Origin of the sequence: Paenibacillus sp. DS2015 (genome assembly GCF_050433705.1) — a bacterium.
Taxonomy (GTDB): domain Bacteria; phylum Bacillota; class Bacilli; order Paenibacillales; family Paenibacillaceae; genus Paenibacillus_AQ.
The window spans coordinates 20,559-32,667 of the sequence record NZ_JBNPWS010000008.1; the positions used below are offsets into that span (position 1 = coordinate 20,559).

General features: G+C 40.8%; 12 protein-coding genes and 1 pseudogene. 3 read left to right on the plus strand and 10 right to left on the minus strand.

Annotated elements, in window-relative coordinates; all coding sequences use genetic code 11:
- Positions 1-66: 66 nt before the first annotated feature.
- Together gerQ and J2T13_RS09360 are read right to left on the minus strand one after the other, a co-directional pair.
- The gene (gene gerQ / locus J2T13_RS09355) at positions 67-432 is read right to left on the minus strand and encodes a spore coat protein GerQ (RefSeq protein ID WP_429370821.1); all 366 of its coding nucleotides are present in this window, start codon (positions 430-432) and stop codon (positions 67-69) included.
- 151 nt (positions 433-583) lie between these two features.
- On the minus strand, positions 584-1,006 hold the full coding sequence (locus J2T13_RS09360) for a cell wall hydrolase (RefSeq protein ID WP_429370556.1): 423 nt from the start codon (positions 1,004-1,006) through the stop codon (positions 584-586).
- A gap of 244 nt (positions 1,007-1,250) precedes the next feature.
- On the opposite strand from J2T13_RS09360, the pseudogene J2T13_RS09365 reads away from it, so the two are divergent.
- Positions 1,251-1,604 (plus strand): annotated as a pseudogene (locus tag J2T13_RS09365) (extracellular solute-binding protein); the annotation flags it as partial.
- A gap of 142 nt (positions 1,605-1,746) precedes the next feature.
- Here the strand turns inward: J2T13_RS09365 and J2T13_RS09370 are convergent.
- From J2T13_RS09370 to J2T13_RS09390, 5 genes are all read right to left on the minus strand, one after another.
- Positions 1,747-2,142, minus strand: coding sequence for a DUF2500 domain-containing protein (locus J2T13_RS09370; protein ID WP_429370558.1), 396 nt, complete (start codon positions 2,140-2,142; stop codon positions 1,747-1,749).
- A gap of 575 nt (positions 2,143-2,717) precedes the next feature.
- Positions 2,718-3,995 carry a WD40/YVTN/BNR-like repeat-containing protein gene (locus J2T13_RS09375; protein WP_429370559.1) on the minus strand — a complete coding sequence of 426 codons (1,278 nt, stop codon included), beginning with the start codon at positions 3,993-3,995 and terminating at the stop codon, positions 2,718-2,720.
- A gap of 126 nt (positions 3,996-4,121) precedes the next feature.
- The gene (locus J2T13_RS09380) at positions 4,122-5,396 is read right to left on the minus strand and encodes a hemolysin family protein (RefSeq protein ID WP_429370823.1); all 1,275 of its coding nucleotides are present in this window, start codon (positions 5,394-5,396) and stop codon (positions 4,122-4,124) included.
- Positions 5,397-5,618: 222 nt separating this feature from the next.
- Complete coding sequence (locus tag J2T13_RS09385; RefSeq protein ID WP_429370561.1) at positions 5,619-6,710, minus strand: DUF3900 domain-containing protein; 1,092 nt, start codon at positions 6,708-6,710, stop codon at positions 5,619-5,621.
- Between the two features lie 206 nt (positions 6,711-6,916).
- Positions 6,917-7,825 (minus strand): tyrosine-type recombinase/integrase, encoded by a 909-nt coding sequence (locus J2T13_RS09390; protein WP_429370563.1) that lies wholly within the window; start codon positions 7,823-7,825, stop codon positions 6,917-6,919.
- A 265-nt stretch (positions 7,826-8,090) separates the two neighbouring features.
- Between J2T13_RS09390 and J2T13_RS09395 the strand changes: the two genes are divergently transcribed.
- Together J2T13_RS09395 and J2T13_RS09400 are read left to right on the plus strand one after the other, a co-directional pair.
- A complete protein-coding gene (locus J2T13_RS09395) occupies positions 8,091-9,041 on the plus strand; it encodes an alpha/beta hydrolase (protein ID WP_429370565.1) in 951 nt (316 codons plus the stop codon).
- A gap of 202 nt (positions 9,042-9,243) precedes the next feature.
- Positions 9,244-10,566: a PQQ-binding-like beta-propeller repeat protein gene (locus tag J2T13_RS09400; RefSeq protein ID WP_429370567.1), complete on the plus strand. Its 1,323-nt coding sequence runs from the start codon at positions 9,244-9,246 to the stop codon at positions 10,564-10,566.
- Positions 10,567-10,655: 89 nt separating this feature from the next.
- On the opposite strand, the gene J2T13_RS09405 is transcribed toward J2T13_RS09400, so the two are convergent.
- The 3 genes from J2T13_RS09405 to J2T13_RS09415 all read right to left on the minus strand — a co-directional run bounded on the left by J2T13_RS09405 (position 10,656) and on the right by J2T13_RS09415 (position 12,107).
- A complete protein-coding gene (locus J2T13_RS09405; protein WP_429370569.1) occupies positions 10,656-10,781 on the minus strand; it encodes a hypothetical protein in 126 nt (41 codons plus the stop codon).
- Positions 10,782-11,229: 448 nt separating this feature from the next.
- Positions 11,230-11,841: a spore germination protein GerPC gene (gene gerPC, locus J2T13_RS09410; RefSeq protein ID WP_429370571.1), complete on the minus strand. Its 612-nt coding sequence runs from the start codon at positions 11,839-11,841 to the stop codon at positions 11,230-11,232.
- Positions 11,842-11,888: 47 nt separating this feature from the next.
- Positions 11,889-12,107: a spore germination protein GerPB gene (locus J2T13_RS09415; protein WP_429370825.1), complete on the minus strand. Its 219-nt coding sequence runs from the start codon at positions 12,105-12,107 to the stop codon at positions 11,889-11,891.
- Between the last annotated feature and the right edge of the window lie 2 nt (positions 12,108-12,109).

Below are 12,109 nucleotides of genomic sequence, written 5' to 3' on the forward strand. Positions count from 1 at the left end.
CCCAAAAGGGACGCCTTCGTCAATTGTGACGATAAGAGCGTCCCTGCTTGGTTTAAAACTGCGATGTTATCTACCTGGGTTACCGATTACTCCAGGATACGTATAATTAAGAGGCTCATCAAATGTTACATAATCTAAATTAAGAGTTAAAAGCAAATACCTTTTTCCCGTAGCCCGATCGCTAATAATAATATGGTCACGACCCGCGGCTTCAATTACCCCTTTGAATATCTTCGCATTCCATTCCGAGTTGTTCTCGTATGTCATGTAGAATGTTCCTGTTTTCCCTAAGTTAGCACGTAAGATGTTCTCTACATAAGACTGTTCAAACACCGGTGGAGGCGTACTCACTACGTTTCCTGTTGGCGTCATAGGACTCCCACTAGGGACTTGGGGAGGCATCATTCCCGCTCCCATACCCATATAAGGCATATTATTATTATTATGCGGTCCACGATCACCTCCAAATTGAAAATGTGCCAATTGAGGTTGATAAGGTTGTTGTGTAATCACGATTAAATTCCTCCTTATAATACACTGCAGTCATACTTATCTTTTTGCAATCATCGATTTCAGTTCATCCCTAATACACTGTAGGGCAATCCCCCGGCGTTGGGCTAAAGAAACAATGTGATTTGAATCTACCTGTATTCTGTTGGTTGTACCATGTACTTGGGCAATCTCCTTCAGGTCTGAAGAACCAAAGAGCATTACTAGCAGGCCATACTCGTTCCCCATTGATGACTCGTTGCGCTAGCCTTATATCTCTTTCACGTGCCCTTTGATAAAAATATCCTTTTTGAGTTGCCTCAAATCCTCCAGGGCTTTGGTATACCATTTGCGTAATCGAGCGAATATTGGGAAAGTCCAGACAATCTCCTAATACGCGATTAACGCCAACGTTTCCGACCATTAACATGCCTTGCTCACCTTCACCCTCAGCTTCGGCTCTCATTAACCTAGCCAGTAGCCTAGCTTCTTCTGAATTTGTTTTAATAACAGCCAACTTCCGTTCACCTCCCTAACAACCAGCATTTCGCATTCTCAAACCCATCTTATGTTCATTAGCCCAGTAAGGTGACTCTACAAAAAATAAACACTCCGTTTACAAAAACAAGAATCCCCGCAAACATGTGAATTTTATACTCATCTTGAGAACGAACAGCCGAAAGCGAGGGAACAATATTCATGGATAAAGAGGTTACCTTAAATCCTACTTTCACATCTTCTGTTAAGCACAAAATTTATAAGAAGGCGCTTGGGAATTCATTAAATTTCTAGCTACTCCAGCGACTCAAGCCTACTGGCATGTAAATACAGGTTACTTCCCCATCACGTTAAAAGCTTATGATGAGCAAATTGTAAAAGATAATCTTACGAAATATCCGCAATTTCAGACAGCTGTGGATCAACTTCATGCGACAATACCAAGTCAAGCTACACAAGGAGCTGTAATGGGCGTATTCCCCGAAGCTCGTCAATTAACAGAAACAGCTATTGAAGAAGTGCTTAACAACAACAAATCTCCAGAGCAAGCGTTAGATAACGCTGCCATGGAGATTACACTAAAGATTCAAGAATATAATCAGACCGTTAGTAAATAAATAGGTATATTCTCAACCCCGGTACCCCTGCAATTACAGGGTTACCGGGGTTTTATTCTTCATAAATCATTTGGACATGCTCTATCCTCCTAGAGTAAATCTGCTGTGATGTACCTAAGATAACCAATACAATCATATTAACCTAAGCATCCTCTTGTACTGTGAATTTCTTTCTATGAAACCCCATATAACGTGTGCCTTGGAATGTTAATCGTCCCATATCCCCTTCTGCACACATCCCATATTCTTCACCATCTACGCTGAACTCTATCCGATCTCCGCTCTCGACCTCAAACGTAATATAATAAGAAGTTCGGGTATAGCTGGACATTTGATCATTCTGCTGTTGATGTTGCCGTACTTCATTCCTTTTACTCACAATTTGAGAGCTTACAGTTAGTATTGGCTGTTTGTTGTTCCGAGTCCATTGTCTCACACCCTTACCCATACTTAATAAGAGAATCCCTATAATCACAACGAGAAAGATTGGAATCACCGTACCTACAAAATCAAACATCCAAAATGAATCCATTCCCAAGTGGATATCCCCCTTTCTTCTTGCACAAATCGTTATCTAAGTATCCGTCCTTATCTCTTCTCAATGTATATGCCACTTTTACCGAAAATTGAATACTTCTTATGTATAGATATATAGATAGCAAAGAAGAGACTAGAGGATACTCCCCTAAGTCTCTTCTTATGTACAATCTATTCAATCATTAGTTTCTCAGCTATACAACCAACTAAGCGTGTATCATTTGTAGAAATTTCTGAGTCTCAGACATGTCATCTTGTTCGATTAGCATACCATGTTCTTCCCAACAATTCTGGCATTTCTCTTCAGAATCACAAGTATGAGCATCTTCACATGTATAGCAAAATTGAAGTAATTTTTTACTAGTTAGGTCTACCGTATTATTATCGAAAGTTGTCATCTGTAACACTCCCTCTGGGTTTCTTTCTTGTTTACACACTAAAGATACCATATATTCTAAACAATCATTGTGATTTAATTCACATTATAGCGAAAAATTTTAATTTTTATTTATTTAGTTTTGATATTCTATTTTAAATTCAGGCAGTGTTAACACAATACACACTGCCTTGTAATCATCAGAGCACTTCCCAGGTACTTCCACCATCAATCGTTTGAAGCAAGAGGGAACGCTTAGTATCGCTGTTCTCGAGCAAAATCCAACCTATATTGGAATTGATAAATTCCAATTTGACAACTACGGGATGGATGACTAACTGTTCCTCTAGAATACTACTCTGAGGTAAATGAATCCATGACTTCCCTCTGTCAAGCGTATGGTATAAGAATGCGTCTTGTAACATCCAACCTTCTTTATCGTTAATAAATACGGGCGGAAGGAATTGATTAACACCTTGAGTCCAGTCCAGATTAAATACTGTGAATTCCCAATTAAGACCACCATCTGTGGTGAAATAAGCATTATTTTTAGAAGTATTACCAAGTGAACAGCCTATAGGCATCCAACCTTTTAAGCTAGAACCCGCAAAGAATTGGGGACCTTCTGTATAGAAGCTGGAGCAACTACCAAATTTATTTCTATTGAAAAATTTAGATTCAGACCAAGTCGTACCCGCATCCTCTGTGCGGAATAACTTAGGTACACCGAGATCTTTCGTCGTTATATACCCATGAAGTGAATCTATGAAGTTCAACCCCATCACATAGCCACTATGAGGTATAGATCCAGCGGTATTGCTAGCAATAGCCTTCGGTCCAGCATTCTGCATTACCTTGGTCCACTTGGTTCCGCCATCAACCGTACGGAATAAAGTCTTTTCTTCCTTGCCCATCGCCGTTTGGGAAGATGCCATAATCCAACCATGATCTATAGAGGTGAAAGATATATCAATAATATTCTCCACACCCGGGATAGAGGATATTTTCCAATTACGTCCTCCATTTACTGTTCGTAATAACATCGTTTCTGTTGTCCCTTGAGCATTACGAATGATCCAGCCATTCTGAGAATCCAAGAAAAAAATATTAGATCCATATTTAATATTTGCTCCAAATTTCACATTAGCAGCGGGTGAAATATTAACCCAAGTCTCCCCGTTATCTTCCGTCTGATACATACGTAGTGCGTTTTTTGTTAAACCCCATGCAAGACCTGTAGTTCCATTAATCAGATGAAAATCAGTCAGACGAGTCTGGATTTGATATTTAGGCTCAGTATCACTTGTGGTCGTCACTTTGTCTGGTGTAACTACATTCAGGACTTGCCCTTGTTCAGCCAAGTCTTCTACGGGTTCTGGCGTGGTAACCACTCCAATATTGGAGGGAGACGAAGAACAAGAACTGAGAATGATACTACATAAGAATAGAATCCATAGATGTGTATACCTTATTTTCAAATAGAGTCCTCCTAATCTATACGAATCTCTCTAAGATAATCATTATATCATAATGCAACTAGCCACAAACAAAAAAACAGTCGAACTCCGACTGTTTTTGTATATTTAAGTCTATTAACTTCTCACTTAATTAACAACAATTTCAACTTTACAATACCTATTCTTATCTTTCTCAAGTAGTGTAAAAGATATATTATCGTATTGCCATTGTTCACCTTGTTCTAATTCGGAATTATGACCATACAGCCAACCTCCGATTGAATCCCATTCTTCCGTGTCTAAATCAATGGGAAGAACATTGTTGATATGTGTTAACGATGCTTTACCATCAGCAATAACATGGTTATTATTGACACGAACAATCTCTTGCTCTTCGTCACTATCAAATTCATCTCGAATTTCGCCCACAATCTGCTCCAAGATGTCTTCGATGGTCACCATGCCTGAGGTACCCCCATATTCATCCACTAGAATAGCTATGTGTGTACTTTCCCTTTGCATCCTTTTCAATAAGGCATCAACGGGAGTCGTTTCAGGTACAGACATCACGGGTTGAATCAGAGACGTAACTTCTACATTTGGATTATCATTATAAGCTAAAAAGAATTGCTTCGTATTAATTGTCCCTATAATGTTATCTTTGTCTTCAAGTGCAATAGGGAATCTAGTATATTGTTCCGTCTTAATAATCTCCATGTTCTCTTGCTGAGATTTATCACTGTATAAGCACACCATATCAGTACGAGGGACTAAGATATCTTTAGCCATCAAATTATCAAAAGCAAATATGCGATTAACATAACCGTATTCATTTTTGTTAATTTTGCCACTTTCGTAACTCTCATTAATGATAAAGTGAAGTTCTTCTTCCGTATGTGCCTCTTCACTTTCTGAGGCAGGTTTAATGCCGAATAATTTAACTAACTGATTCGCTGAACCATTAAGAGTCCATATAAAGGGTCTCATTACCTTGTCAAACCATATAAGCGGTTGTGCAGTCAAAAGAGCAATGGTTTCTGTTTTGCGAATAGCGATCGTTTTAGGTGCCAATTCACCTACAACAACATGCAAGTAAGTAATAGCTACAAATGCAATGATGAAAGAAAGAAAACTGTTGATAGATTCTGAGATTTGCATTTTCATAAATAACGGATGAAGAATATGTTCTACCGTAGGCTCACCAAGCCAACCTAATCCCAGTGAAGTTATCGTTATCCCGAGCTGGCATGCGGATAAATAACCATCTAGATTTGTAACAACCTTCTTTACAGCAAGTGAATTCTTACGGCCCTCACTGACCAACTGATCCACTCTGCTCGTACGTAGCCTTACCATTGCAAATTCCACCGCTACGAAAAAAGCTGTTAAACCTATCAAAAGTGCGATTAAAAATAAACTCATTCCTGTACCTAAGCCTGCCCTGTCACTCTCTCCCACTACTACATCTTCTCCTTTAAAATGATGATATAAATAATTACATATAGTTGATTATACATTGAAATTATAACAAAACAAAGTCATTGGTGAATGAGAACACAAAATACCCCTTATACAGATGCAATAAGAGGTATTCATGGGTCCGTTATGAGGCTATATTTCTTTGTTAAACAATACCCATTGAATCTATTGTTCCTCTTCCTCTTCTAATTCTACATCTTGAGATTGAAGTAATCTTTCAGCTACGGATCGAAAACTCTCAGGTTGAAGTAATTCAACAGGTGAATAGCTTTTATCAAAAGTAAAGGCATCGCCTTCAATCACAACAGCATAACCATCGCGTAACTTCGTTAGATGAATTTTATTACCATAATCAGCAAGAAACCCTTTGATATAGGTATCACCCAATTTAAATTTGATTTCAATTTCTGGTTTAATCTCAACAATTCGGCTAGCAGCCTCCACGACTTGCTCTGGCTCCCATTTCTCCTGTAACGTACGTTTATCACTTGCCGCCCATAACTCTAACTCACGTTCTTCTTGATGGCGCTCTTCATGACTAGCATCTGGCCATTTGTTCTCCACATAAGTCTGCACGAATTCCATCACATGCTCATTCACAATTTCAGGAATGGATTGCTCATAGGTGATAAATCTCAGGAACTCTTCAAAATATCTAGCATGAGATGACTGATGGATCTTAAGCTCCCGTTCCTCAAACATTCCTTCTTCGGGCATGTATGGATATTGGATGGATTTCATATTACGTGCACTAATAGCCATCTCAATCTCTCTTACTAGATTTTTCTCGGAGATCCGGGCGATTTTATTCTCAAAGTCACATTTCAGCACAAAAATAAAAGGATCCTCTGGATGAGTCGTTAATGCTGCTTGTACGACAATTAACGCGCCACCACGCACCGAACTGGTATCCAAATAAATTCTTACTAGATCATCGCAGGCATTCTTATAATCATCTTTGTCATCTACCGTCCGCAGTCGAACCAACATATTAAAGTTCGGATTGCTGGTGAGCTCATGCCCAGGTTCAACGATAAAACGACCGATTTTGGTAGGTGATTGCTCCGTATTTGGGTTCTTCTCTACCTTCCGCTTACTAATCCTTGTGAATTCTCCATCCAGAAACTTCTTAATATCGCTGTCCAAATATTCATTTCCATCCATGGTCTGGTAATGTTTATATGATTTATCCGTCTGGCCTTCTTTACTGTCTACCTTGATTACAAAAAAAGATAAAAATTGCACATCAAATTTCATCGTAAAATCTCCTTTTATACGCAGTCGGTTATTCCTCAGTATTACAGCACATTTCATCCGCTAATAAACCGCAAACTCTTTTTTCCTTATTTAAAAGTAATATGACGATATATCAATGTTAAATATAATAAATCAAGAATATAGTTTACATAATATTTTTTATGTAAACTATAAATCTAACCCACGTAGATATTATCATTATTGGACTACAATATGGGCAGCTCTACATTCAATCTAGCCATAGCCTCTTCCTTCTCACGACTCGTAATGTGGGTATAGACTGTCGTTGTTTGAATCGAGGAATGCCCTAGTAGCTCCTGCACCGTGCGTAAGTCTGCCCCTTTACGAAGTAACATTGTAGCAAAGGAATGCCGCAGCTTATGACTTGAATACGCCTTACGTCGTGCCGAAGGAAATTCGCTCTGAAAACGATCAAATGCGATAGTAGCTATTCCCTGGATACCTCGTATGGATAAACGCCGGCCCTTTTGCGAGATGAACATCGCATCCTCCTTGCTGCGCCATGGGTCTAGCCGTTCTTCTAACGCACGTTCAAGGAATGGAACAATCACTTCAGGAACAGGTACATTTCGCCATTTCCGACCTTTACCGAACACACTTAGCGATCCCCGCTCCGCATCATAATCGCTCAGATTAAGCGTATGTACCTCACCCACACGTAGTCCCATATAAGCCATCAACAAAAATACCGCCAGATTGCGGTTCTTGTATTTTCCGTCCACGACAGACAAAAACCGCTGTAGATCGCCTTCGTCCAGAAAGACTGGCTCGCGGTTTGATTCTGTTTTTGACTTCTTAATGCCCGAGGCGGGATTCGTAGTATACAGCTCCAGTTCGTTCAGCGCTCGAAAGAAACAATTCACCGACGCATGCTTACGATTCCGAGTGCCATCACTTGCACCCCGCTCTCGCACAGATGTCAGATAGGATACAACATGCAATTTCTTAACTTGATCCAACCGCTTATCATTTAGACTGGCCAGGAATTGTCGTACATCGGCAAGATAGGATTTTTGCGTATAAGCCGTGTAGCCCGCATCCTTCATCCAGATTGAGAAAGCTTCAAGCTCCTCTTCATAATCCTCTATGTCCATACAGTACGGACCCTCCTTCACCTCAAGTTGTACAAGGATATAACAACCTATTCTACCATAGAATACGAAGAGCAGGTGATACCTTTCTCCCGCATCGAGAGGTGTATCATTCACCCATTCTGACGAATAACACATTTACATCCCCTAACATTCAACTAACTGAACCTAGCAAGCATTCGTTTCAGAATGGGACGAGGTGGTTATGATTGAAGAGAGTGAGCTTAACTACAATTTAACTATGATAAGGCAAAGGAGCCGATATAACATGACACAAAACAATAAAATTGTCCTAGAACCTGCAGCGCAAAAATTTGCTGACGATAATGCCAAGCCCCCCTTCCTTTCAGACCTAGGTCCAGAAAAAGGACGCGAAACCGTAGATAAAGTTCAATCCGGCGACATATATAAACCTGAAGTAGATATCGAAGATATCATGGTGCCAGGAGGTCCAACCGGCGAAGTATCCGTACGGATCGTCCGACCTCCTAATTCCTCTTCGGCAAACTTACCCATTATTCTTTATGTTCATGGTGCAGGTTGGGTATTCGGTAATGAACACACGCATGACCGCTTAATCCGCGAGTTGGCTGTCGGCGCTGAAGCCGCAGTTGTGTTCCCGAAATATAGCTTATCTCCGGAAGCAAAGTATCCGATCGCTATTGAGGAAATCTATACTGTGCTCTTGTGGGCAGCAGACAAAGGCTCGGAACACGGACTTGATCCAAGTAAACTATCAGTAGGTGGTGATAGTGTCGGCGGGAATATGGCCGCAGCCATTACTTTGATGGCCAAAGAACGCAGCGGTCCCAAGATTGCTAAGCAACTATTATTCTACCCTGTGACAGATGCTTCCTTCGATACCGAATCGTATCATCAATTTGCCGAAGGTTACTTCCTACAGCGCGATGGCATGAAATGGTTCTGGGATCAATATACCACTGATCCAGAAGAACGGGCACAAATTACCGCTTCTCCTCTTCGAGCTACGATAGAACAATTGCGTGATTTACCTGAAGCTTTGGTTATTACAGGCGAAGCGGATGTATTACGTGATGAAGGCGAAGCTTATGCTACCAAATTACGTGAAGCAGGTGTGAACGTTACCGCAGTCCGCTTCCAAGGGATCATTCATGATTTTGTGATGTTAAATGTGTTAGCTGATACCCATGCCAAAAAAGGAGCTATCAAGCTGGCCACTGCTTGGTTAAAGGAGTAGAACCCGAGTCTACGTAAATTCCCAGGTTACTCTCCTGCTAATCAGCTAAATAATGGATCCTCTTCTATTACAAATCTTAACATGTTGGAACAGATAGTTTACATAATATTAATTATGTAAACTATCTTTCTTTTTGTGATTTCGGAACTAATCATCCAATATGTCGTCTATATCATATGGATATAAATAGGAGATGATTTAATTGAAGAAATCAATGTTAATTGTTAAAACAATGCTTACTACCTCCCTTCTTATTTCGGGAACTAGTCTTTATTCATCTAACGAATCTCCGGTAGAAGCCGCAAATTCAACACTAGCGAGTTCTACCCCTACAACACACGACTCCACAACCTTTATTAAGTCGAAATGGCAAACTACAACAGACGGTATGGGACTGTACGACTCCAAGCCGGCTATCTCGAATGGGATCATCTATTATTCCTCGGGTGGTACGTTGAATGCCGCAGAAATGGCAACAGGTAACATCATATGGACATACAAAAATGGCTTACATCCGCAAATCGTAACTAACAATTCCGTCTTTTTTATCGATACCAATGGATATCTGGTAAAAGTGAACGCCAAAACTGGAAGGTTACTGTGGAAGGTCAAGGCTGCAACTGCTCCGATTGAGATTGGTGCATATGCTGAACTGATCAACGGTGTATTGTACTTTACCAATGAGAGTGGTGGAATTGCCGCATACGACCCAGTTTCAGGCAAGCAAATATGGGATAATAATAAAATACCCATGTATGCGGGAGGCTTACTCGGCGAATATGACGGAGTGCTTCTAGTCTATGGTACGGTCGATAATATTCGTTCGCAATTTTTCGGTCTCGACCCTACTTCTGGCAGAAAACTCTGGAGAACGGAAGGTGACTATACATTCCTCAACTATCAAGACGGTCAGTTCACATTCCGGGACCACTCAGATGCTACTTACCAAGCCGTCAATGCGCCGGTCCCTGGTTATCTGATAACTCTTGTTAAAGTGGACGTAACTACAGGAAAGGTAACAAAGAAAGAAAACTACCAGTCACTTGAGGATATCAGCAGAATAGGCAACTCCTATACGTCACTTCAAGGATCTTATGTTTATACAGCAGACGGAAATCTGGACCAATCTGATGATTATCTAACTCGTCTTACACTTGATCAAGCTGCGAACACCCACTCAATAAGTTATGAAGAATACGGAGACTGGCTGGTCGGCCCCGTGAACGGAATGGCCTATTTCCAAAAAGGCACGCAGATTACCGGTGTTAATGTTAACAATGGTAGTATAGTGAAATTAACGGGTCTTGGCAGTCCTATTCTAAGTCTCCAACTGATCGGTAAAGGTGTGTATATTGGTTATAAGAATGGCTATTACTCCATCATGAATGCCGATACAGGTTCAACCCTAGGTATACTTAAGACCGGTGACATGCAGTTTGGCAAAACATTTGTTACCCATGGACAGGTATTCATCCCAACAGAAGACCACTTATTTACAGTGTCGTTGCCCCAAGAATTACAATAATCAGCAATAAAACACACCTCTTAGATGCATAGGATCAACCGCGAGGTCAATCCATGCTTTGTCTAAGAGGTGCTTTTGATGTTTAGCGCTCATTCTTGTTTGGATACATCTACCCTGTTAATCTCACTGATCACGCTTCTAAGGTCAATGGAATCGGAACTACCGATCTGAAAGGTCGTCCCGCTTGAGATCGACAACACTTTGACGTGTTCCATCCTTATAACAGGCTCCAACGAATGGTTTAGTATCTCGCACTCATCTTCTTTATCTCCACTGTACTGCCAGACCGAAAGTGTCTTTACAAAGGGAGGGTCATCCCTATCCCTAGGGCTGTCGTTTAGCTTCAGGTTGGATTCGGAAGTCTCTTTTCTTCCTACAAAACTGGAACTGATGCAGCCGACATTCCCGCAAACAAATATAGAACTGTTGGATAAGTTATTAATGTAGACATTCTGTATGCTGGAATTCCGCACGATTTAACAGCCTTTATTCGAGAGAGTGGAATTAGCTGACTCTACGCTAGTATGGGGTGAGCCATTCATGATATATTCCGTTGTGCTGTCATATACTGATGAACAGTTAATCGTCTGGGTATCTCCCACTAAAAAAACCGATGATCCTGAAATTGAATTCACTTTCACTGCGCTCACATTCAGTTCTCTGTTAACGACTGTCACTTTCAATCTGATCCCGCCTTTCGGATATATTCCATTCCATATGCCGTATCACGGCCGTATCAATATCACGTTTCATCTGTTCAACGATCGATGCACTAATCTCATCGTCGTTGTTACGCTCCTCCTGTACAGTAGGAAGCTGAGCAAGGTACTCGTTAATTCGCCCGTCCATCTGCTGCTGGAGGTCCTGAGTCACCATATGGACGTACTGCGTATTTACAATCAAATTCCTTTCTTTTGCCTGACGGTAAAACTGTTCTGGAACCTCTACCTGTATATAATTCACAACCTGAGGACGAATTCTCTCAAATAACGCGGTTTTTCTCGTGTCCTTTGTCCCCATCTGTTGTCCGTTAACCATTAACTCTTCCAGGTTATTTTCCTTGTTCGGTGTTATCCCTATATTTAAAGTGCCTTCCAGCTTTTCTATTTTCAACTGTTCAAAATGGTAATTGATAGGCCCAATATTGGCAGATTTGTTATTTTTAAGACTGTCTACGTCACTTTGTAGCTCCTGAAGTGTCTTTTCTAACTGCTGAATCTTCTCAGATTGCACTTTTAACTCATTTAGAAACTGTTGAACGTAATATGGGTGCATACAACCCCCTCCTATGGTTTATTGTATGCGGCGTTCGAGACCCTAATTCAACGCGGATAAAGCTTGGCTGGTTCCGGCAATGGAACCAGACGTGATTCTCCTATGTTTACAGACGATGAAGGGGGTATTTTTTCGCCTTGGGTCTGATAGTTGTGAGACAAAGCATTGATCTTTCCGGATGTGCCGATCTGGAGCACCGAGGAATTAGTGACTGTTCCGATGTTAAGATTATGGACCGAAATGCACTGATATACCGAGATATTGATTT